Source organism: Azospirillum formosense (genome assembly GCF_040500525.1).
GTDB lineage: Bacteria > Pseudomonadota > Alphaproteobacteria > Azospirillales > Azospirillaceae > Azospirillum > Azospirillum formosense_A.
This window is the reverse complement of record NZ_CP159404.1, coordinates 83,380-102,790: the sequence shown is the minus strand read 5'-3', so window position 1 is coordinate 102,790 and position 19,411 is coordinate 83,380. Positions and strand designations below refer to the sequence as shown.

General features: G+C 70.6%; 19 protein-coding genes. 10 read left to right on the top strand and 9 right to left on the bottom strand.

The features are described from left to right. Window positions 1–92 precede the first annotated feature (92 nt). Window positions 93–2,501, top strand: a complete 2,409-nt coding sequence (locus tag ABVN73_RS21350) for a transketolase (RefSeq protein ID WP_353861215.1) — start codon at window positions 93–95, stop codon at window positions 2,499–2,501. An 18-nt stretch (window positions 2,502–2,519) separates the two neighbouring features. On the opposite strand, the gene ABVN73_RS21345 is transcribed toward ABVN73_RS21350, so the two are convergent. After that, window positions 2,520–3,053 carry a hypothetical protein gene (locus ABVN73_RS21345; RefSeq protein ID WP_353861214.1) on the bottom strand — a complete coding sequence of 178 codons (534 nt, stop codon included), beginning with the start codon at window positions 3,051–3,053 and terminating at the stop codon, window positions 2,520–2,522. A gap of 255 nt (window positions 3,054–3,308) precedes the next feature. Here ABVN73_RS21345 and ABVN73_RS21340 point away from each other — a divergent pair, with 255 nt between their 5' ends. After that, complete coding sequence (locus tag ABVN73_RS21340; protein WP_353861213.1) at window positions 3,309–4,394, top strand: site-2 protease family protein; 1,086 nt, start codon at window positions 3,309–3,311, stop codon at window positions 4,392–4,394. A gap of 104 nt (window positions 4,395–4,498) precedes the next feature. Beyond that, on the top strand, window positions 4,499–4,966 hold the full coding sequence (locus tag ABVN73_RS21335) for a hypothetical protein (RefSeq protein ID WP_353861212.1): 468 nt from the start codon (window positions 4,499–4,501) through the stop codon (window positions 4,964–4,966). A 9-nt stretch (window positions 4,967–4,975) separates the two neighbouring features. Here the strand turns inward: ABVN73_RS21335 and ABVN73_RS21330 are convergent, their stop codons facing one another. From ABVN73_RS21330 to ABVN73_RS21315, 4 genes are all read right to left on the bottom strand, one after another. Continuing rightward, complete coding sequence (locus tag ABVN73_RS21330) at window positions 4,976–5,800, bottom strand: aminotransferase class IV (protein ID WP_353861211.1); 825 nt, start codon at window positions 5,798–5,800, stop codon at window positions 4,976–4,978. After that, a complete protein-coding gene (pabB, locus tag ABVN73_RS21325; RefSeq protein WP_353861210.1) occupies window positions 5,797–7,158 on the bottom strand; it encodes an aminodeoxychorismate synthase component I in 1,362 nt (453 codons plus the stop codon). Before pabB ends, ABVN73_RS21330 begins: the two co-directional genes overlap by 4 nt. Window positions 7,159–7,186: 28 nt before the next feature. After that, window positions 7,187–7,972 carry an SDR family oxidoreductase gene (locus tag ABVN73_RS21320; RefSeq protein ID WP_353861209.1) on the bottom strand — a complete coding sequence of 262 codons (786 nt, stop codon included), beginning with the start codon at window positions 7,970–7,972 and terminating at the stop codon, window positions 7,187–7,189. A gap of 86 nt (window positions 7,973–8,058) precedes the next feature. Then, window positions 8,059–8,604 carry a hypothetical protein gene (locus tag ABVN73_RS21315; protein ID WP_353861208.1) on the bottom strand — a complete coding sequence of 182 codons (546 nt, stop codon included), beginning with the start codon at window positions 8,602–8,604 and terminating at the stop codon, window positions 8,059–8,061. A gap of 311 nt (window positions 8,605–8,915) precedes the next feature. Here ABVN73_RS21315 and trxC point away from each other — a divergent pair, with 311 nt between their 5' ends. Next, window positions 8,916–9,365: a thioredoxin TrxC gene (gene trxC, locus ABVN73_RS21310; RefSeq protein WP_353861207.1), complete on the top strand. Its 450-nt coding sequence runs from the start codon at window positions 8,916–8,918 to the stop codon at window positions 9,363–9,365. A gap of 20 nt (window positions 9,366–9,385) precedes the next feature. Here trxC and ABVN73_RS21305 read toward each other — a convergent pair whose 3' ends face one another. The 3 genes from ABVN73_RS21305 to ABVN73_RS21295 form a co-directional block, all read right to left on the bottom strand. Then, complete coding sequence (locus ABVN73_RS21305; protein WP_353861206.1) at window positions 9,386–9,997, bottom strand: response regulator; 612 nt, start codon at window positions 9,995–9,997, stop codon at window positions 9,386–9,388. Continuing rightward, a complete protein-coding gene (locus ABVN73_RS21300) occupies window positions 9,987–11,840 on the bottom strand; it encodes a PhnD/SsuA/transferrin family substrate-binding protein (RefSeq protein ID WP_353861205.1) in 1,854 nt (617 codons plus the stop codon). The genes ABVN73_RS21305 and ABVN73_RS21300 overlap by 11 nt, the downstream gene beginning before the upstream one ends. Window positions 11,841–11,949: 109 nt before the next feature. Beyond that, window positions 11,950–12,153: a DUF2892 domain-containing protein gene (locus ABVN73_RS21295; RefSeq protein WP_353861204.1), complete on the bottom strand. Its 204-nt coding sequence runs from the start codon at window positions 12,151–12,153 to the stop codon at window positions 11,950–11,952. A 131-nt stretch (window positions 12,154–12,284) separates the two neighbouring features. Between ABVN73_RS21295 and ABVN73_RS21290 the strand changes: the two genes are divergently transcribed. Genes ABVN73_RS21290 through ABVN73_RS21280 form a run of 3 tightly spaced genes read left to right on the top strand, consistent with a single transcriptional unit; the run spans window position 12,285 to window position 16,961 of the window. Then, a complete protein-coding gene (locus ABVN73_RS21290) occupies window positions 12,285–13,349 on the top strand; it encodes an efflux RND transporter periplasmic adaptor subunit (protein ID WP_353861203.1) in 1,065 nt (354 codons plus the stop codon). Between the two features lie 10 nt (window positions 13,350–13,359). Further along, the gene (locus tag ABVN73_RS21285; RefSeq protein ID WP_353861202.1) at window positions 13,360–16,584 is read left to right on the top strand and encodes an efflux RND transporter permease subunit; all 3,225 of its coding nucleotides are present in this window, start codon (window positions 13,360–13,362) and stop codon (window positions 16,582–16,584) included. Between the two features lie 2 nt (window positions 16,585–16,586). Next, window positions 16,587–16,961 (top strand): rhodanese-like domain-containing protein, encoded by a 375-nt coding sequence (locus ABVN73_RS21280; protein ID WP_353861201.1) that lies wholly within the window; start codon window positions 16,587–16,589, stop codon window positions 16,959–16,961. Window positions 16,962–16,971: 10 nt separating this feature from the next. Here the strand turns inward: ABVN73_RS21280 and ABVN73_RS21275 are convergent, their stop codons facing one another. Next, window positions 16,972–17,334 carry a metalloregulator ArsR/SmtB family transcription factor gene (locus ABVN73_RS21275; protein ID WP_353861200.1) on the bottom strand — a complete coding sequence of 121 codons (363 nt, stop codon included), beginning with the start codon at window positions 17,332–17,334 and terminating at the stop codon, window positions 16,972–16,974. Window positions 17,335–17,519: 185 nt separating this feature from the next. On the opposite strand from ABVN73_RS21275, the gene ABVN73_RS21270 reads away from it, so the two are divergent. From ABVN73_RS21270 to ABVN73_RS21260, 3 genes are all read left to right on the top strand, one after another. Then, on the top strand, window positions 17,520–17,936 hold the full coding sequence (locus tag ABVN73_RS21270) for a hypothetical protein (protein ID WP_353861199.1): 417 nt from the start codon (window positions 17,520–17,522) through the stop codon (window positions 17,934–17,936). A gap of 90 nt (window positions 17,937–18,026) precedes the next feature. Then, window positions 18,027–18,560 carry a sigma-70 family RNA polymerase sigma factor gene (locus ABVN73_RS21265; protein WP_353861198.1) on the top strand — a complete coding sequence of 178 codons (534 nt, stop codon included), beginning with the start codon at window positions 18,027–18,029 and terminating at the stop codon, window positions 18,558–18,560. Window positions 18,561–18,563: 3 nt separating this feature from the next. Beyond that, entirely contained in the window at window positions 18,564–19,385 is an 822-nt protein-coding gene (locus tag ABVN73_RS21260; protein ID WP_353861197.1) for a hypothetical protein, read from the top strand. Window positions 19,386–19,411: the final 26 nt, after the last annotated feature.

Here is a 19,411-nt window from a genome sequence, read left to right as displayed (position 1 = left end):
GGTTTCAGGCGCCACTTTGCAAACGCCTGCCGCGGCACAAATGATAGGCTTCACCAATCATCGACCGCCGTTCCGTTGAAAGGGGAACAGACATGGACGCGACCGTTCCGAACCACGCCGACCTCGCCTGCCTACGCGAGCTGGAGCGCAAGGTTCTCTGGCTCGCGTCCTGGACGATCCACAACGCCAACCACGTCCGCCCCAACCAGGACGGGCTGAAAATCGGCGGGCATCAGGCGTCCTCGGCCTCGCTGGCGACGATCATGACGGCGCTCTATTTCCAGGCCCTGCGCCCGGAGGACCGGGTGGCGGTGAAGCCGCACGCCAGCCCGATCTTCCACGCCATCCAGTATCTGCTGGGCAACCAGACGCGCGGGAATCTGGAGAATTTCCGCGGCTTCAAGGGCGCCCAGTCCTACCCGTCGCGGACCAAGGACGTGGACGATGTCGACTTCTCCACCGGGTCGGTCGGGCTTGGGGTGGCGCAGACGCTCTTCGCCTCGCTGGTGCAGGACTATGTGAAGGCCAAGGGCTGGGCGAAGGACCTGCCCGAGGGGCGTATGGTGTCGCTGGTCGGCGACGCCGAGATGGACGAGGGCAATATCTTCGAAGCCCTTCAGGAAGGCTGGAAGCACGGGCTGCGCAACACGTGGTGGATCGTCGACTACAACCGCCAGAGCCTGGACGCGGTGATCCGTGAAGGTCTGTGGGAGCGGCTGGAGAACATCTTCCGCGCCTTCGGCTGGGACGTGGTGATCCTGAAATACGGCGCCTTGATGCAGGCGGCCTTCCAGGAGGAGGGCGGCCAGCGCCTGCGCGACTGGATCGACCGCTGCCCGAACCAGCTCTATTCCGCGCTGACCTACCAGGGCGGGGCGGCGTGGCGGAAGCGGCTGCTCGACGATCTGGGCGACCAGGGGCCGGTCACCCGCCTGATCGAACGCCGCAGCGACGAGGAGCTGGCCCTTCTGATGGGCAATCTCGGCGGCCACGACCTGCCTTCGCTGCTCGACGCCTTCGCCCAGGCGCGCACGCACGACCGGCCCGTCTGCTTCATCGCCTACACCATCAAGGGCGCCGGGCTGCCGCTGGCCGGGCACAAGGACAACCATTCCGGCCTGATGACCCCGGCGCAGATGGAGGCGTTCCGCGCCGCCAACGCCGTCCGTCCGGGGCACGAGTGGGACCGCTTCGAAGGACTGACCCTGCCGGAGGCGGAGCTGGACGCCTTCCTGAAGCGGGTGCCCTTCGCGGCCAAGGGGCGGCGGCGCCACAACGCGGCGGCGGTCCCGGTGCCGGCGGCCCTGGCCGCTCCGTCGCAGAAGGCGCTGTCCACCCAGGCGGCCTTCGGCCTGATCCTGAACGAGCTGGGCCGCGAAAAGACAGAGTTGGCGGAGCGCATCGTGACGACCGCGCCGGACGTGACGGTCTCCACCAACCTCGGCGCCTGGGTGAACCGCCGCGGCCTGTTCGCCAAGAGCGCGCTGGCCGACCTGTTCAAGAAGGAGCGCATCCCCTCCACCTACACGTGGGACTTCTCGCCCGATGGTCAGCATTTCGAGCTGGGCATCGCCGAGTCCAACCTGTTCATCTTGCTGTCGGCGCTGGGCCTGTCCCACTCGCTGTTCGGGGAGCGGCTTCTGCCCATCGGCACCGTCTACGACCCCTTCGTCATGCGGGCGGCGGACCAGATGAACTACGCCTGCTATCAGGACGCGCGCTTCCTTCTGGTGGCGACCCCGTCCGGCGTGACGCTGGCGCCGGAGGGCGGGGCGCACCAGTCGATCGCCACGCCGCTGGTCGGCATGGCCCAGGACGGGCTGGCCTGCTTCGAGCCTGCCTTCGCCGACGAGCTGGCCGTCACCATGCGCTGGGCCTTCGACTACATGCAACGGGAGGGCGAGGGCGAGCCGGACGAGCGGAACTGGCTACGCGACGAGACCGGCGGCTCGGTCTATCTGCGCCTGTCCTCCCGCGTTCTGGAACAGCCGGTCCGGACCATGGACGCGGAGCTGGAGAACGGCATTGTCCAGGGCGCCTACTGGCTGCGCCGCCCCGGCCCGAACGCCCAGGTGGTGGTCGCCTACAGCGGCGTGGTGGCGCCGGAAGCCATCGAGGCGGTGGGCATGCTCGGCGAGGACCGCCGCGACGTCGGGCTGCTGGCCGTCACCTCCGCCGACCGTCTGCACGCCGGCTGGAGCGCCGCCCAGCGGGCGCGCGAGCGCGGCAAGCCCCACGCGCGCTCCCATGTCGAACGGCTGCTGGAGGGCGTGCCGCCCCATTGCGCGCTGGTGACCGTGCAGGACGGGCACCCGGCGGGTCTGGGTTGGCTGGGCTCGGTCCACGGCCACCGCACGCGGGCGCTGGGGGTCGAGCATTTCGGCCAGACCGGAACCATCGCCGATCTCTACCGCCATCACGGCATCGACGCCCAGGCCATCGTCCGCGCGGCCGAGGCGCTGTCGCCCGGCCGCCCGGTCCGTCATCTGAAGGCGGTGTAGACGGGTTGAGTCCGTCCATCACTCGCGTCGGCCTGCCTGACGGATCATCCATAGAAAGAGTAGGGCGCCAGCGCCGAAAAACGCCACGCCGCTAAGCAATGAGATCATATCCCATATGTCGCGCTTCATAGCGAAGGTGGCAAAAGCGACGAAGAGACCCAGCAACGTCATAACAACACTGAGACCAAAGAACACCCACAGGCTGCGTCGGTCGGATTTGCGGACTGATATGCGCGTTGCATCCGCCCATGTCATCCGCTCATCCGAGAGCATGTATTTGCGCACCATCATATAATTCACAAAAATCTGGATGATCAATCCTAGGAAAATGACAATCAGCCCCGCAAGAAGTGACGGCTTTAACATAAACAAGATAAGGCCGGAGATTGAACCAAACACAACTGATCGCTTTGCAAAGGCCTTTATTTTATTCTCTTCTTGCTCGTTTGGTACAATGCGTGCGCGGCCGAACATGCCAAAGGGGAAATACAACCTTTGCCCGGTGGCGCTGGTTTTGATCGTTGCTTCAGCCATGCTGTCGAGCAAGCCCATTGCATACCCTCGTTCAACCCGCGAAATACAAACGATGGTAGTGCGCAATCGCCGGCAAGCACAAGCCGAATCAGAGAGATCGCCAACAGTTGCGCTACTAGTAATACATACAACAGCAAAAATATGGCTGGATGGTTGAGAGGACCCAGGATGTGAGGATGCGATGACAGCCAGAGGCGCACCGTGTCGCCACGCGCCCGGGATCACCACATAAGGATCACACCCACATCGGTCACAGCGCGAGGCGAGGTCGGGATGAGCTGGTCGATCCCCATCGGCACCGTGAAGGGCACGGTGATCCGCATCCACATCACCTTCTTCCTGTTCCTGTTGTGGATCGGCGCCGCCTACCACGCGCAGGGCGGCTGGCCGGCGGCACTGGAGGGGGTGGTCTTCCTCTCGCTGCTGTTCCTCTGCGTGCTGCTGCACGAGTTCGGGCATGTCTTCGCCGCCCGGCGCTACGGCGTCCGCACCCCGGACATCACGCTGCTGCCCATCGGCGGCGTGGCCCGTCTGGAGCGCCTGCCGGAAAAGCCGTCGCAGGAGCTGGTGGTGGCGCTGGCCGGACCGGCGGTCAATCTGGTGATCGCGGCGCTGCTCTACGCGGCGCTCGGCGGCTTCGTGCCGGCAGGGGCGGCGGAGGTGCGGAACGCCGGCATCGACGTGCTGTCGCGGCTGGCCGTGGTCAACCTGTTCCTCGCGCTGTTCAACCTGATCCCGGCCTTCCCCATGGACGGCGGACGCGTGCTGCGCGCGGTGCTGGCGAGCCGCATGGGCTATGTCCGCGGCACCCAGGTGGCGGCCTCGGTCGGGCAGGCGGTGGCCATCGGGCTGGGGCTGCTCGGGCTGTTCGGCAACCCGATGCTGCTGTTCATCGCGCTGTTCGTCTATCTGGGCGCCTCGTCGGAGGCGCACGCGGTGCAGATGCGCGAGATCACCCACGGCGTGGTCCTGTCGGACGCCATGGTCACCCGCTTCGAGACGCTGCCGCCCTCCGGCGTGCTGGAGGACGCGGTGCAATGCCTGATCCGGACGACCCAGCACGAGTTTCCCGTGGTGGATGGCGCCGGCACGCTGCGCGGCGTGCTGACCCGCGACGACCTGATCCGCGCCCTGCGCGACCGCGGCCCGGACACGCCGGTTCTGGAGGTGATGCGCCCCGACATCCCGGTGATGCACCGGCACGGCAAGCTGGAGGAGGCGCTGCGGCTGATGCAGGAGAAGAGCCTGCCCGCGGTCGGCGTCGATGACGGGAACGGACGGCTGGTCGGTCTGGTCACCCCGGAAAATGTGGGGGAGATGATGATGGTCCAGGCCGCCCGGCACGCGCTGCGCCGCTGACGCCCTCCCCCTTCCGTCGCGCCCCCTCTCCCTTCGGGAACAAGCGGCGCCGGGGGGCATTGTGCTACGACAGCGGAAGCCCCCACAGCGGAAGGGAGGATGACATGGCGATGCGCTCCACGCGCCGGGCGGCGCTGGCCCTGGCCGGATTCGCCGGGATGACCGCCGCCATGGCGGGGCGGAAGGCCGGGGCGGACCAGCCCGGCGTCCACCGCGTCGCCATCCAGGTCAGCAGCAACGACCCGGCGCTGATGAACATGGCGCTGAACAACGTCAAGAACATCATCGAATACTACAAGGCCATCGGCGAAACGGTGGAGGTCGAGCTGGTCACCTTCGGCCCCGGCCTGCACATGCTGCGCGCCGACCGCTCGCCGGTGAAGGATCGGCTGGCGTCGCTGAAGGGCAGCCTGCCGACCCTGACCTATTCCGCCTGCGAGAACACCCGCAACGGCATGATCCGCGTGGAGCAGGGCGAGGTGCCCATGGTGCCGGAGGCCAAGCTGGTGCCGTCCGGCGTCGTCCGGCTGATGCAGCTTCAGGAAGAAGGCTGGTCCTACCTCCGCCCGTAACCGGGCGCCCTACTCCGCCTCGGCCTCCTTCAGCAGGGCGGCGGTCACCGGTCCAACGGTCCCGGCGCCAATGGGCTGCCCGTCGACGCGCAGCAGGGGGCGCAGGCCCAAGCTGTTGGTCAGGAAGGCTTCCCCGGCCCCCAGAAGATCGGCGATGGATAGCGGCGCCTCCCCGGCATCGCCCCGTTCCAGGATCAGCGCGCGGCGGATGCCCGGCAGGGCGCCCTCGGCGACCGGCGGGGTCAGCAGGCGCCCGTCCCGGACGATGAACAGGTTGGCGACGCTGGATTCGGCCAGACGCCCCGCGCTGTTGAGCAGGAGCGCCTCCCCCGCGCCGCGCGTCGCCGCCTCCCGCCGGGCGAGGATGGAATCCAGATAGTTCAGCGACTTCACGCGCGACAGCGGCGAATGCTCGTTGCGCCGGGTGGTCCGGGCGACGACCGCCTCCACCGGCCCGGTGGGCGGCGGCGCGGGGGCCAGCGTCATCAGCAGGGTCGGCACGGCGTCCGCAGGCGGCAGCACGCCGCGGGCGCCGGCCCCCCGCGTCAGCGTGATCCGCAGCACGCCCTCCGCCAAACCATCCCCCTGGTCCTGCGCCGCGAGCAGCGCCACGGCGGCAGCGACCAACGCCGTCGCATCGTGGGGAAGCGGCAGGCCGAGAAGCGCCGCGCCGTCCGCCAGACGGGCGAGATGCCGGTCGAGATGGCGGGCGGCGCCGCCGGCCACCCGGATCGTCTCAAACAGCCCGTCGCCCAGCGTGAAACCACGGTCCGCCGGGTCGATCCGCGCCTCCCCCGCCGGCAGCAGGCGCCCGTTCAGCCAGACGACACTCATGCCCGCTCCTCCCCCAGCGCGCGGAGTTGGGCGCGGATCTTGACCATCATCTCCTCATGCTCGTCCGCCGGGTCGGAATCGGCGACGATGCCGCCGCCGGCCTGGGCGATCACCGCATCCGGCGTGATCGACAGGGTGCGGATGACGATGCTGCTGTCCATCGCGCCGTCGAAGCCGAGCCAGGCGACCGAGCCGCAATAGGCGCCGCGCCGCGCCACCTCCAGCTCGTCGATGATCTGCATGGCGCGGATCTTGGGCGCGCCGGTGATCGAGCCGCCGGGCAGCGCCGCCCGCAGCAGGTCGACCGCCCCCAGGCCGGGCCGCAGCCGCGCCGTGACCACCGAGACGAGGTGATGGACGCTGGCGAAGCTCTCCAGCCCGTAAAGCGTCGGCACCCGGACGCTGCCCACCCGCGACACCCGGCCAAGGTCGTTGCGCAGCAGGTCGGTGATCATCAGATTCTCCGCCCGGTCCTTGACGCTGGCGGCCAGTTCCGCGGCGGCGGCGGCGTCCGCAGCCGGGTCGGCGTAGCGCGGGCGGGTGCCCTTGATCGGGCGCGTCTCCACCTCCCCGGCGGCGCTGAGGCGGATGAACCGCTCCGGCGAGGCGCTGGCGATGCGCAGGCGGGGACCGCAGTCGAGATAGGCGGCGAAGGGCGCCGGGCTGATCGCGCGCAGCCGCCGGTACAGCGCGTAGGCGTCCAGCCCGGCGCGCCGCTCGGCCAGGAAGCGCTGCGTGAAGTTGGCCTGATAGATGTCGCCGGCCCGGATGTACTCCAGCACCCGCTCCACCCGCTCCAGATAATCGTCGCGCTCCAGCTCGCTTCGCCAGGGGGCGGCCGGGACGGGGCCGAGGGGCGGCGCCCCGCCGGCCTCCAGCCGGGCCGCCAGGGCGCGGGCGCGGCCCTCGGCCTCCGGGCGGGCGGCGATCACCCAGGCGCGGCGCTCCGCATGGTCGAAGGCAGCCACCGTGTCGTAGAAGCCGAAGGCCATCTCCGGCTGGCCGCCGGGGTTGGCGTGGCGCGAGCGGATGCGTTCCAGCCGCAACCCCGCCTCGTAGCCGATGAAGCCGACCGCTCCGCCGCAAAAGGGCGCCGGTCCCGGCGGGCCGTCGGGCCGGGCGTGGCGCGCCAGCTCCGCCGCCAGCACGGCGAAGGGGTCGCCGTCCACCGGGCGGCCGTCGAGATGCGCCCGTCCGTCCAGCGACTCCAGCGTGCGGAAGGGCTCCGCCGCGATGTAGCTGAAGCGGCCGTGGGCCGGGTGCGGGGCGGCGCTGTCGAGCAGCATCGACCAGGGCTGTCCGGACAGGGCGCGGAAAGCCTCCGCCGGATCAGCGCATGACAAGGGGATCGCCAGCATGGCGGCGGAGCTTCCTCTAAGACCGGCCTTACATGAGAATGGTGGCGCCGCCGTCCACCACCAACACATGCCCATTGACGTAGGACGCGGCGGGCGAGGCCAGGAACACCGCCGCCCCGGCGATCTCCTCCGGTCGGCCCCAGCGGCCGATCGGGGTGCGTCCCTCGAAATAGGCGGACAGCGCCGGGTTGCCGGTGATGCCGGCGTTGGTCTCCGTCGCGAAGAAGCCCGGCGCGATGGCGTTGCTGGTCAGGCCCTTTCCGCCATATTCGGCGGCGAGAGCCCGCACCATGCCGGCCAGCCCGGCCTTCGCGGCGGCGTAGACCGCGTCGTTGGCGCGGGCCACCTGACCGGCGATCGAGGTCACGGCGATCAGCCGCCCGAAGCCCTGGGGCAGCATCAGCCGCGCCGCCTCCCGCGCCAGGATCAGGCCGGCGGCCAGATCGACGTTCAGAAGCTCGCTGATTTCCTCGTCCGCGAAGTCGGTCAGCGGCTTGCGGTTGCGCTGCCCGACATTCTGAACCAGAACGTCCAGCCGCCCATGGTCCCGGTCGATCCGCGCGAAGGCGTCCCGCACCGCCTCCCGGTCGGCCACGTCGAAGGCCAGCACGGAAACCCGGCCACCGGCCGCGGCGATGGCCTCGGCCTGGGCGTCCAGCCGCGCGGAGTCGCGCCCGTTCAGCAGCACATGGGCGCCGGACCCGGCCATGGCGCGGGCGATTTCCAGCCCCAGCCCGCGCCCGGAGCCGGTGACCAGCGCCACCCGGCCTTCCAGCGAGAACTGCGACAGATAGGGAAGATGCGGGGCGGTCATGGTCACCGATGCCGATGGGGAAACGTGGATGGTTTCCAAGGTTTAGCAGATGCCCCGCCGAATGCCACCCCGTCCGGCTTCCGGCATCACGCGCGGGGAAGCAGTTCGACCGTTTCCGCGATGGTCCAGCCGTCCGCCCGCACCAGCCGCCCGAGGCGCCCGTACAGAGCGGCTCCGGGCGGCACGCGCCCCTCCGCGGCCCAGCCGTGGTCGGCGGAGGCGGTTAGCAGGCCCAGCACCTCCACCGAGAAGACGACGCCGTTGCGCGCCAGCAGGCGCCCGAAGGGCTCCGTCCCCTCCTGAAGCTGCTCGGCGAAGGCCGCGGCAAAGCCGTCGAGCGCGATGCGGATGCTCGCCAGTTCCACCGGCAGCGCGTCCGGTCCGACGGTCAGCACGATGTCGCGCAGCAGCGCCGTCCCGTCCGGCTCCGTCCGCTGGCGCAGCACCCGCACGCCCACCGGTTCGCCCCACCGCTCCGACAGAACGGCGGTCATGCCACGGTCGTGGTCGAGCAGCGCCCGGTAAGGCGCGGGAACCGCGCCCGCGGGCAGCGTGGACAGCGCCCGCGCCCCGGCTCCCCATCCCGCCGTCAGCGCCCGCGCACGCGCCAGGGCGGAACCGGACTCGTCCACGGGGGAACAACCGGCGGCGGAGGCGGACGAAAAGGAAGGCTTCATTCGAAATCGTGGTTCTGCGTAAGGACATGGGCGGAAGAGCCTGGCTGCATCCGGCGGGGGATGGCCACGGGCCGGCATTCTAGGAACAGCGCCCCGCCGACCGCAATGCCGAAGGCGCACATCCCTGGGTCGTGCCGACCGCTTGGCCCCGCAATGATAGGGGTCGCCGACCGCAGCCCTGCCCCGCGCTGCCGGCCTCTTGCGCTTCATGGACGCTGCATTAGATCACGCTCATAAAATCGCCCGTCCCGGAGGGAAGCCGCGCCATGTCCGACCTTCTGCACGTCGCCTGCCCGAGTTGCGACACCCTGAACCGTATGCCGCGCGGACGCCTGGACCAGCCCGGCGCCGGCAAATGCGGCCGCTGCGGCCAGCCGCTGTTCCAGGGCAAGCCCATCGCGCTGACCGCCGCCCGCTTCGCCGCCCAGGCGGAGCGCAGCGACCTGCCGCTGCTCATCGATTTCTGGGCGGAGTGGTGCGGGCCGTGCCGGATGATGGCCCCGGTCTTCGAGCAGGCCGCCGGCCAGTTGGAACCCCATGTCCGCCTCGCCAAGGTCGACACCGAGGCCGCCCCCGATCTGGCCGCGCGCTTCGGCGTGCGCAGCATCCCGACCCTCGTGCTGGTCCATCACGGGCGCGAGGTGGCGCGCACCGCCGGGGCGATGCCGTTGCCCGCCCTGCTCGGCTGGGTCCGGCAGGCGATGGCGGCGGTCTGACCGCTGTCCGGGCGGACCCTTCATTCCGCTTCCAGAAGCAGCCGGGTCAGGTCGGAGACGGAGGCGACCTCCAGCTTGTCCATGACGTTGTGACGGTGCACCTCGACCGTCTTCAGGCTGAGGTTGATCTCCGCCGCGATGACCTTGTTCGGCTTGCCCTGCACGACCAGATCCGCGACCTGCCGCTCCCGCGGGGTCAGGCGGGCCAGCAGGGCCCGGACATGGGCCTTTCGCGCCAGCGCCTCCCACGCCCGGCGGGATTTCTCCAGCGCCTCGTGAACCCGGTCGAGCAGGAGCTGGTCGTTGAAGGGCTTCTCGATGACATCCACCGCCCCGGCGCGGAAGGCGCGGGCGGCCATCGGCACGTCGCCGTGGCCGGTGATGACCACCACGGCCAGGACGGAGCCGGCGCGGGCCAGCGTGTCCTGCAATTCCAGCCCGCTCATCCCCGGCATCCGCACGTCGGTGACGAGGCAGCCGGGCCGGTCGGCGCGGACGGCGCGCAGGAACTCCTCGCCGGACCCGAAGGACTCCACCGCCACGCCCAGCGAGCCGATCAGCCAGCCCAGCGAGTGGCGCATCGCCGGATCGTCGTCCACCACGTAAACGGTGCGGGCCGCGTCAGCCTGCATTGTCCTTTTCCTCCGCTGCGGGCAGGACGAAGCGCACGACGGTGCCCCCGCCCGGATGATCGGTGGCCCAGAGATGGCCGCCATGGCTTTCCACGATGGTCCGGCAGATCGACAGGCCCAGCCCCATGCCACCGGGCTTGGTGGTGAAGAAGGGGTCGAACAGGCGCGCCCGCGCGTCCTCCGACAGCCCGTGCCCACGGTCGGCCACGGCGATCTCCACCCGCCCTTCCGCGTCCAGGCCGGTGCGCACCGTGACGCCCTGTCCTTCCGCCGCCTCGCCGTCCGCCCCGCCATCCATGGCGTCCAGCGCGTTCTTGACGAGGTTCAGGACGACCTGTTCGATCTGCACCCGGTCGGCCAGGACCGGCGGCAGGCCGGAGGCCAGCGCGCGGGTGACCGGGATGTTGCCGCTGCGCGCCCGCCCCTCGCAGAGCTGCAGCGCCGCCTCCACCGCGCCGTTGACGTCGGCCGGCTCCAACTGGACGGCGCGCTTGCGCACGAAGTCGCGGATGCGGGCGATGATCTGCCCGGCGCGGTCGGCCTGGGCGGCGATGGCGCGCGACGCCTCCGCGAACTCCGCGGGGCTGCCAACCCCGGCCTCCAGCCGCCGGGTGCAGCCCCGCGCGTAGTTGGCGATGGCGCCCAGCGGCTGGTTCAGCTCATGCGCGATGTTGCTGGCCATCTCGCCGAGGATGGAGAGGCGGGCGACATGGTCCATCTCCTTCTGCCGTTCCCGCGCGGTGTCCTCGGCGCGGCGGCGTTCGGTCATCTCGCGGCGCAGCTCGCGGTTGGCCGCGCGCAGTTCCGCCGTGCGCACCTTGATGAGATGCTCGACCCGCAGCGAATGGACCGTCCACCACAACAGGGCCAGTGCCGCCAGCGCCAGCCAGTGCCAATGCTCCTGCGCGAGGTCGAGCAGGGTGACGTCGCGCAGATGCTGGTAGGGGCCGATGCGCAGGCTGCGGAACAGGCCGTGGACCGGCTGGTAGTCCATCGGCACCGTCCAGCCCTCATAGCCGCCGGCCAGCGCCGCCGGATGGCCCTCCGGCATCTCGAACAGCGCGACCACCACCGCCTTCGCCAAATCCTCCGGCGTGTTGGCCAGCCGGGCGAGCGGCCAGTCCGGATAGAGGCCGGTGGACAGGGCGCAGCCGAACCCCGGCTCCGCCCGCGGGGCGACGACCTGGAACCCCGCGCGGTCGAGGTGGCCTTCCTGGGCCAACTCCTCCAGCACGCAGGCGCGCAGCACGCCCGCATCCACCGCGCCGTCGCGGACGGCGAAGGCGACGCGGTCCACGGGGAACCCCGAGAAGCGCAGCTCCTTCAGATCGCCGTAAGGATCGACCCCGGCCGTCAGCATCGCGCCCCAGGCGACCTGGAAGCCGCCGAAGGCGTCAGGGTCCACCGCCATCACGGACTTGCCCTTGAGGTCGGCGAGACTGCGGATGTCGTCGCGCCCGGCCCGGACGATCAGCGCCGATCCCACCGCCGCCCCCGACGCGCCGGAGCGGGAGGAATGGAGCGTGGCGATGCGGGTGACGCCGTGGCGGGCCTCCAGCTCCACGTAATTGCCGGTGTTGGTCAGAACGAAATCGACGCGGCCGGCGGCCACCGCCGCGTCCATGCCCGGCAGGTCGAGCGGCACCATCTCCGCCCCGCGCTGAGGAAAGCGCTCCGCCAGATAGCGGATGGTCGGTTCCCAGATGGCGTTGGCGTGGTCGCCGCCACGGTAGGCCAGCACGCCGACACGGATCGGCGGCTCCGCCGCCCGGGCGGAAAGCCCGGCGGAGAGCATCCCCAGCAGCGCCAGCATCAGGCAAACCGGGCGGACGGTGAACCGCATCGCATCCTTCGGACGGGTGAAGAGGCGGGGGAACCGCGGGAACGGCCCCCGACGCGCCGCATACACCGTTACGCCGCCGCTTTCAATCCGCGCGGCCGCATGCGCTCGCTCAGGGGAAGGCGACGCCGGGGCGCAGGCCGATCCGCTTCAGCACGATCGCCAGCGGGCAAAAACCGGTGAAGGCCGCCTGGAGCAGGTTGGCCCCGACGAAGGCGGTCAGCCACAGCCAAGCGGGGCTGTGAAGCTGGGACAGGACGAGGCTCAGCAGGATCATGCTTCCGGCGAAGGCCATGACGATGCGGTCGATGCTCACGATGGGAACTCCTCTGTGCCGGTTCGGGATGGCGCTCGGGCTTTTTAATTCGTTGACACTAATTTAGCAATTTCTAAATTATGAGATCACGACACCCTGAGTTCCGTCCCTCCCGTCCGAAGCGCCCCGCCATGCCCCGCTCTCCCCTTCCAAGCCCGCCGGCCCGCAAGCCGCTGCTCGCCGCCCTTCTGCTGGCGGCCCTCCTTCCCCTGTCCGCGACGGCGGCCGAACCGGGCACCCTGACCATCCGGCCGCGTCCGGTGGAGGACCTGAAGGCCGTCTTCGCCACCGTGGAAAGCGTGCGCGAGACGCTGGCCCGCACCCGCATCGGCGGCACCATCGCCGATCTGACGGTGACGGAGGGCGACAAGGTGGCCGTGGGGCAGGTCATCGCCACCGTGCGCGACCCCAAGCTGCCGCTGCGGCTCGCCGCGCTGGACGCGCGAATCCAGGCGCTGACGGCGCAGCAGCATCAGGCGGAGCTGGAGCTGGGCCGCGCCCGCCAGCTCCGCGCCAGCGGCACCGGCACGCAGCAGCGGCTGGACGACGCGCAGGCGGCGCTGGACGTCGCCCGCGCCCAGATCGCCGCCATGACGGCCGAACGTTCCGTCGTCGCCCAACAGGCTCGGGAGGGAGAGGTGCTGGCGCCCGCCGCCGGGCGCGTCCTTCAGGTGAAGGCGATCGCCGGCGCCGTGGTGATGCCGGGCGAGCCGGTCGCCAGCATCGCCACCGACAGCTACATCCTGCGGCTGCGCCTGCCGGAGCGGCACGCCCGCTTCCTGAAGGAGGGCGACCCGGTGCTGGTCGGCCAGCGCGGGCTGGCCCCGGTGAGCCCGGCCGATCCCGGCGGCGCGGCGCTGGCGCGCGGGACCGTCCGGCAGGTCTACCCCGAGATGGACGGCGGTCGGGTGGTCGCCGACGCCACGGTCGATGGCCTCGGCGACTTCTTCGTCGGCGAGCGGGTGCGGGTCTATGTCGCCACCGGCACGCGCGACGCGGTGGTGGTCCCGCCGGACTGGCTGCTGCGCCGCTTCGGCACCGATTTCGTCCGGCTGGCCGACGGGACGGAGGTGCCGGTCCAGGCGGGCGGCGCGATTCCCTCAATCGACTCCGCGGCCGGCGACCGGCCCGGCGGGCTGGAGATCCTGTCCGGCCTGAAGCCCGGCGACGTGATTGTCCGCCCGGCGGGCTCGTGAGGGGAATGCCATGAAGCTCGGCCTTTCCGGGGTGCTGACGCGGACCTTCATCCGCTCCCCCCTGACCCCGCTGCTGCTGCTCGCCTCGCTGGCCGTCGGCGCCATCGCCCTCCTGTCGCTGCCGCGCGAGGAGGAGCCGCAGATCAGCGTCCCCATGGTCGACATCCTCGTCCAGGCCGACGGGCTGAAGGCCGGCGACGCGGTGGAGCTGGTCACCCGGCCGCTGGAGGAGATCGTCAAGGGCATCGACGGGGTCGAACACACCTACAGCCAGACCATGGACGACCGCGTGGTGGTCACCGCGCGCTTCCTCGTCGGCACCCCGTCCGACGACGCCATCCTGCGCGTGCACGAGAAGGTGCGGGCCAGCCTGGACCGCATCCCGCTGGGCATCCCGGAACCGCTGATCGTCGGGCGCGGCATCAACGACGTCCCCATCCTGACGCTCACCCTGTCGCCCCGGGCGGAGGCCGCCGGACGCTGGACCGTCAACGCCCTGCACGGGGTGGCCGACGACCTGCTGGGCCAACTCACCCAGGTCGAGGACGTGGGGCGCAGTTTCATCGTCGGGGGGAGCCCCGACCAGATCCGCGTGGAGCCCGATCCGGAACGGCTGGCGCTCTACGGCGTCACGCTGAACCAGCTCGTCGACAAGGTGAGGAACGCCAACCGCGCCTTTCTCGCCGGGTCGCTGCGCAGCGCGGGCGGCAGCCTGCCGGTGATCGCCGGCCGGACGCTCCAGGGGACGGCGGACATCGGGCTGCTTCTCGTCACCACCCGCGACGGACGGCCCGTCTATGTGAAGGACGTGGCCGAGGTGGTGGCGGGGGCGCGCCCCGACGAGAGCAGCGCCTGGCATCTGGTGCCGGACGGCCAGGGCGGACTGGTCCGGACCCCCGCCGTCACCATCGCCATCGCCAAGCGCGCCGGGGCCAACGCCGTCACCATCGCCGACCGCGTGCTGGGGCGCGTCCAGGCGATCCAGACGGAGGGGTTGCCGAAGGACCTGACGCTGACCGTCACCCGCAACTACGGCGAGACGGCCGACGAGAAAGTCAACGAGCTGCTGTTCCATCTGGCGCTCGCCACCGTCACCATCGTCGGGCTGATCGTCCTGGCCATCGGCTGGCGCGAAGGGCTGGTGACGCTGGTGGTCATCCCGACGACGATCCTGCTGACCCTGTTCGCGTCCTGGCTGATGGGCTACACCATCAACCGCGTCAGCCTGTTCGCGCTGATCTTCTCCATCGGCATCCTGGTCGACGACGCCATCGTGGTGGTGGAGAACATCGACCGCCACTGGTCCATGCGCGACGGGCGGAGCACGGTCCAGGCCGCCGTCGAGGCGGTGGCCGAGGTCGGCAACCCGACCATCGTCGCCACGCTGACGGTCATCGCCGCGCTTCTGCCGATGATGTTCGTGTCCGGGCTGATGGGCCCCTACATGAGCCCGATCCCGGCCAACGCCTCCGCCGCCATGGTCTTCAGCTTCTTCGCCGCCATGGTGCTGACGCCCTGGCTGATGGTGACGCTGCGACCGGGGAAGACGCCGACGCACGGCGCCGGGCACGGTGAGGACGGCGGACGGCTGGGACGCCTCTACAGCGCCGTCGCCCGCCCGTTGGTGCGCGGCAAGCGCCGCGCCTGGATCTTCCTGCTGGCGGTCGGGGTGGCGACGCTCGCCGCGACGGGGCTGTTCTACAGCAAGGACGTGGCGGTGAAGCTGCTGCCCTTCGACAACAAGTCGGAGCTTCAGGTGGTGCTCGACCTCCCGCGCGGCGCGGCGCCGGAGGACACGGAGCGCGCCCTGCTCGCCGCCGCCCGGAGCATCGCCGATCTGCCGGAGCTGTCCAGCGTCCAGGCCTACGCCGGAACCGCCTCCCCCTTCACCTTCAACGGTCTGGTCCGGCATTACTACCTGCGCGACCAGCCGGAGCAGGGCGACCTCCAGGTCAACCTCGCCCCCAAGGGCGAGCGGAGCCGCAGCAGCCACGACATCGCGCTCGACATCCGCGCGCGTCTCTCCGGCCTGCCCCTGCCCGCCGGGACCGTGCTGAAGGTGGTCGAGGTGCCGCCCGGCCCGCCCGTGCTGTCCACCCTACTCATGGAGGTCTACGGCCCCGACGCGGAAACCCGGCGCAAGGCGGCCCAGGCGGTGGAGGACGCCTTCCGCGGCGTGGACTTCATCGTCGACGTGGAGAACAGCGTCCGCCCGGCCGGCGACCGGCTGCGCGTCGCGCTGGACCGCGAGAGCCTGGAATTCCACGGCGTTGAGGAGCAGGCCGTCTACGACACGCTGCGCGCGCTGACCGGCGGCGTTCCGGTCGGCTACTCGCACCGGGGAGCGGGGCGCACGCCCGTCGAGATCGCCGTGCGGATGCCGCGCTCCGGCCTGTTCCTGTCCGAGCGCCTCCTCGCCACCCCGGTCCCGGGGGCGCGCGGCACGGTGGAGCTGGGCGATCTGGTGACGATGGCCCGCGAACCGGCCTCCCACACGCTGTTCCGCCGCAACGGGCGCTTCGCGGAGATGGTCATGGCCGATCTGGCCGGACGGTTCGAGGCGCCGGTCTACGGCATGCTGGCGGTGCAGGAGCGGCTGAAGACCGTCGATTGGGCCGCCGCCGGGCTCGCCGCCGCGCCGGAGATCCGGCTGCACGGCCAGCCGGACGACCAGAGCCGGCCCGTGCTGCTGTGGGACGGCGAGTGGGAGATCACCTACGTCACCTTCCGCGACATGGGGGCGGCCTTCGGCGTGGCGATCCTCGGCATCTATCTGCTGGTCGTCGCCCAGTTCGGCAGCTTCAAGCTGCCGCTGGTCATCCTGGTGCCGGTGCCGCTGACGCTGATCGGCATCGTTCTGGGCCACTGGTTGTTCGGGGCGGCCTTCACCGCCACCTCGATGATCGGCTTCATCGCGCTGGCCGGGATCATCGTGCGCAACTCCATCCTGCTGGTGGATTTCATCCGCCACCTGCGGGAACGCGGGATGCCGCTGCGCGAGGCGGTGCTGGAGGCCGGGGCCATCCGCTTCAAGCCGATCCTGCTGACCGCCGTCGCCGCGATGATCGGCGCCGCCTTCATCCTGACCGACCCGATCTTCCAGGGACTGGCGATCTCGCTGCTGTTCGGGCTGTTCAGCTCGACCCTTCTGACGGTGCTGGTGATTCCCGCGATCTACACCGTCCTGCGCGGGAACGCCGCCGACCGCCGAGACCGCTCCATCATCCAGAGGTGACCATGCTCAAGACCCTTCTCTCCCGTTTCGGCCTTAACCGGAGCGCAAGCGCCACGAGCGACCGGATCAAGACCGTCGACACCGCCACCGTCATGGGCTGGCTGAGGGACGGCACGGCGGTGATCGTCGATGTCCGCGAACCGCATGAGCACCGCGCCGGCCACATCCCCGGCGCCACGTCGGTACCGCTGTCGCGGTTCGACCCGGCCCGCGTGCCGGACGCGACGGGCAAGCATCTCGTCTTCCAGTGCCAGAGCGGGCGGCGCTGCGGCCCGGCCTCGGCGAGGATGGCGGCCGGCGGCTATGCCGGAGACATCCACCGGCTGAGCGGCGGCATGGCCGCCTGGATGGCCGCGTCCGGGCCGGTCGAGCGGTGAGGGACCGGTTTCAAGGAGTCGGGTTCGCGTCGGTCGCGCAGCGTGCGCCGACGCAGAACTGGCGGTACAGCTCCAGCAGGACAGGCCGCACCCGGTCCGACCCGATGCGGTAGTGGATCGAGGTGCCGTCGCGCCGGGTGGCGACCAGCCCCTCGTCCCGCAGCTTGGCGAGGTGCTGGGACAGGTTCGACGGGGACAGGCCGAGCCGCCGCGCGAGATCGCCCACCGGCGTCTCTCCGTCCAGAAGGCTGCACAGGATCATCAGCCGGTGGCGGCTGGCGATGGAGCGCAGGAAGGCTTCCGCCTCGGCGGCCCGTGCCTCCAGTTCGGCGGGGTCGAGCGGCGGGTCGATGAATGGCTCGGTGGGCGACATGGGCCTTATCCGCCCCTGAAATAAGATATATCTAATCTACAGTCGATCCCCCACCGATCAAGCGGATTGTGACCGGTCTTTCTGAACCGCGCTTGAACGTCCCGTTCAGGCACGGCTCAGCCGCGGCTTGCCATGATCCCTCCTGTTCGGGCGGACCACCCGCCCCTTGCGATGGAGACAGGATCATGCGCCCTTCCACCACGTCCCCCTTCCTGGCCGTTCCCGTCCTGGCGGCCCCCGTCTTGGCGACCCCCGTCTTGGCTGCGGCCTTCGCCGCCCTTCTGCTGTCCGGCCCCGCCGACGCCGGCGAGCGGCACCCTGCGGTCCAGGCATCCTCGCCGCAGCCGGTCGCCGAGGTGCTGCGGGCCGGGGCCGGCACCGTCTCCGGAACGGTTGCCGCAGCGGGCGCGACCTGGATGATGGTCCAGGACGGCAGCGCGCGGACGGATGTCAGTGTGCGCGGTCTCCTGCCGGAGGGAATCGAGCCGGGCGCCCCCATCACCGTCACCGGCCGTGTCCGCAAGGGTGGGCTGGTGGCCAGCGAGATCATCCTCGCCGATGGCTCCCTGCACCGGCCGTCCCGCGACCACGACGACGATTGACCGCGCAAAGCGTCCCCCCCGGGATTAAAAGGCCCTCCCGAAACGAAAACGGAGCAGGAGTTCGGGAAATCCAGTCCACGGGGTGGAGACGTGACGTTCAGCCTGCGCGACCAACTGTCGAATCAACTGCGCTCCTTGCGCCGCTACGCCCTCGCGCTGGCGCGCAACCGCGACGATGCGGAGGATCTCGTGCAGGAGACGCTGGTGCGCGCCATCTCCGGCTCGCGGACCTTCCGTCCGAACGGTGACCTGCGGTCCTGGCTGTTCGGCATTTTGCACAACGTCCACGTCAACGGGGTGCGGCGGGAGCAGGTGCGGGCGCGCGGCGCCTCGGCCATCGAGGCGATGACCTACGGGCAGATGCCGCCCAACCAGCCCGACCATGTCGAGTTGATGCGGACCATCGAGGCCTTCTCCACCCTCCCCGACGAGCAGCGCCGCGTCCTGACCCTCGTCGCCGTCGAGGGGATGAGCTACCAGGAGGCCGCCCGCCAGCTGGACATCCCGCTCGGCACGCTGATGTCGCGCCTGGCCCGCGGGCGAGAAGCGCTGCGCGTGGAGATGGGCCACCGGGAGATGGGCCAGCGCGACCGCGCCCCGGCCACTCTGCGGGCGGTGAGGTGAGCCATGGGCAGCCGTGATCCCATCAGCCTCAACCAGGACGCCGACCTGCATCTCTACATGGACGGCGAGATGGAGCCGGCCCGCCGCGCCGCCTTCGAGGCGCAGCTCGCCGCCAACCCGGCCCTGGCCGCCAAGCTCGACGAGTACCGGCACCAGCAGGAGATGCTGAAGCTGGGGCTGGACATGATGGCCGGCGTTTCGGTGCAGGAGACCGAAACGCTGGCCGGGCGCCTGCGCTGGCGCCTGGACATGGACCGCTTCTCCCGGCGGGTCGCCCCGCTGGCCGCCGCCATGCTGCTGGTCATGGGAGGGTGGAGCCTGACCGTGTGGGTGCAGTCGGGCGCGGCCAGCGGACCGCAGCTGGCCGGCGAGGTCGACGACGTGCCGGCCTTCGCGGATGAGGCGGCGGACGCGCATTCCAAGGCCGTCGCGCTCAACACGCTGCAGCCGGCGCCGCCCCAGATGGACGCCACCCCCATCTTGGCGCAGACCGCCCAGGTGCCTCTGCCGGAGGGCAACGGCTTGACGGTGGCGCTGCCCGCCATCGGTCCGGAACTGACCCTGATCCGGGCCAGCGTCGTGCCATGGAACCATGGCACCGCTCTCCAGTTTCTCTACAGGGAGCCGGACGGCGAATTGCTGACCCTGTTCGTCGCGTCCGGCGGCCCGGCGCAGGACGGCACGCTGCACACCGTCGTGCAGGACAGCCTGCGGCTCGTCTACTGGCGGGCCGGGCTGGTCGCCTACACCGTCACCGGCAACAAGGCCGACGGCGACCTGCTGACCGTCGCCAAGAAGATGGCGGACAGCATCCGCCGATCCTGACACCGCACCGCCCTGAGACCCTGTCG

Excerpts from the sequence above, each read along its gene's own strand:
- ABVN73_RS21350 (WP_353861215.1), top strand. The coding sequence starts at position 93 with ATGGACGCGACCGTTCCGAACCACGCCGACCTCGCCTGCCTACGCGAG.
- ABVN73_RS21345 (WP_353861214.1), bottom strand. The coding sequence starts at position 3,053 with ATGGGCTTGCTCGACAGCATGGCTGAAGCAACGATCAAAACCAGCGCC.
- ABVN73_RS21340 (WP_353861213.1), top strand. The coding sequence starts at position 3,309 with ATGAGCTGGTCGATCCCCATCGGCACCGTGAAGGGCACGGTGATCCGC.
- ABVN73_RS21335 (WP_353861212.1), top strand. The coding sequence starts at position 4,499 with ATGGCGATGCGCTCCACGCGCCGGGCGGCGCTGGCCCTGGCCGGATTC.
- ABVN73_RS21330 (WP_353861211.1), bottom strand. The coding sequence starts at position 5,800 with ATGAGTGTCGTCTGGCTGAACGGGCGCCTGCTGCCGGCGGGGGAGGCG.
- pabB (WP_353861210.1), bottom strand. The coding sequence starts at position 7,158 with ATGCTGGCGATCCCCTTGTCATGCGCTGATCCGGCGGAGGCTTTCCGC.
- ABVN73_RS21320 (WP_353861209.1), bottom strand. The coding sequence starts at position 7,972 with ATGACCGCCCCGCATCTTCCCTATCTGTCGCAGTTCTCGCTGGAAGGC.
- trxC (WP_353861207.1), top strand. The coding sequence starts at position 8,916 with ATGTCCGACCTTCTGCACGTCGCCTGCCCGAGTTGCGACACCCTGAAC.
- ABVN73_RS21305 (WP_353861206.1), bottom strand. The coding sequence starts at position 9,997 with ATGCAGGCTGACGCGGCCCGCACCGTTTACGTGGTGGACGACGATCCG.
- ABVN73_RS21300 (WP_353861205.1), bottom strand. The coding sequence starts at position 11,840 with ATGCGGTTCACCGTCCGCCCGGTTTGCCTGATGCTGGCGCTGCTGGGG.
- ABVN73_RS21290 (WP_353861203.1), top strand. The coding sequence starts at position 12,285 with ATGCCCCGCTCTCCCCTTCCAAGCCCGCCGGCCCGCAAGCCGCTGCTC.
- ABVN73_RS21285 (WP_353861202.1), top strand. The coding sequence starts at position 13,360 with ATGAAGCTCGGCCTTTCCGGGGTGCTGACGCGGACCTTCATCCGCTCC.
- ABVN73_RS21280 (WP_353861201.1), top strand. The coding sequence starts at position 16,587 with ATGCTCAAGACCCTTCTCTCCCGTTTCGGCCTTAACCGGAGCGCAAGC.
- ABVN73_RS21275 (WP_353861200.1), bottom strand. The coding sequence starts at position 17,334 with ATGTCGCCCACCGAGCCATTCATCGACCCGCCGCTCGACCCCGCCGAA.
- ABVN73_RS21270 (WP_353861199.1), top strand. The coding sequence starts at position 17,520 with ATGCGCCCTTCCACCACGTCCCCCTTCCTGGCCGTTCCCGTCCTGGCG.
- ABVN73_RS21260 (WP_353861197.1), top strand. The coding sequence starts at position 18,564 with ATGGGCAGCCGTGATCCCATCAGCCTCAACCAGGACGCCGACCTGCAT.